This window comes from Mycobacterium sp. (assembly GCF_008709575.1).
In the GTDB taxonomy this organism is placed as follows: Bacteria; Actinomycetota; Actinomycetes; order Mycobacteriales; family Mycobacteriaceae; genus Mycobacterium.
This window is the reverse complement of sequence record NZ_VYIK01000274.1, coordinates 1-773: the sequence shown is the minus strand read 5'-3', so window position 1 is coordinate 773 and position 773 is coordinate 1. Positions and strand designations below refer to the sequence as shown.

Genomic DNA, 773 nt, shown 5'->3' with positions numbered 1-773 from the left:
TACGGAAAAGTCAAGACTAGGATCGCCGATACTGTGGTCTGGTTGACGAACATGCGTCTTTGCGGGAGCAATGCTTGAAATCTGTGGATCTGCTCGGGATGGGGCGTACCTTCCCGAGTGGTCAGTGAAGGTTCCAAGCTAGGCCGGCGTTAGAGCGTCGGCCGGGAAGGTACGGCCCATGCTCAATGTAGTTCCTCAGGACGGTATCGGTGATGGTTCGGCGGTGTCGGTGGCGTTGGCGGGTCCGGCGTCGTCGGTGATCGATGAGATCGTGCGCGAGGGTGCCCGCCAGATGCTGGCTGCGGCGTTGCGGGCCGAGGTGGCCGCCTACTGCGCCCAGTTCGCCGACGAACGCGACGAGAACGGGCACCGGCTGGTGGTGCGCAATGGCTATCACCAGCCGCGGCAGGTGACCACCGCCGCGGGGGCGATCGAGGTGTGTGCCCCGCGGGTCAACGACAAGCGGGTCGACCCGCAAACCGGTGACCGAGTACGGTTCTCGTCGGCGATTCTGCCGCCGTGGGCACGCAAGACCCCACGGGTTCAGGAGGTGTTGCCGCTGTTGTATCTGCACGGGCTCTCCAGCCAGGATTTCGGGCCGGCGCTGGGGCAGTTACTCGGCTCGACCAAGGGGTTGTCGGCGGCGACGATCACCAAGTTGACCGAGACTTGGCAGGCCGAGCAGAAGGCGTTTTCGGCCCGCGACCTGTCGGGTGTGGATTATGTGTACGTGTGGGCTGATGGCATCCACGTCAACGTGCGTTTGGAGGAGA

The 773-nt window shown here is 63.9% G+C and carries 1 protein-coding gene; it reads left to right on the top strand.

Annotated elements, in window-relative coordinates; genetic code table 11:
• Positions 1–178: 178 nt before the first annotated feature.
• The coding region (locus F6Q13_RS18420; RefSeq protein ID WP_293059621.1) for a transposase at positions 179–773 on the top strand (595 nt) is incomplete at its 3' end.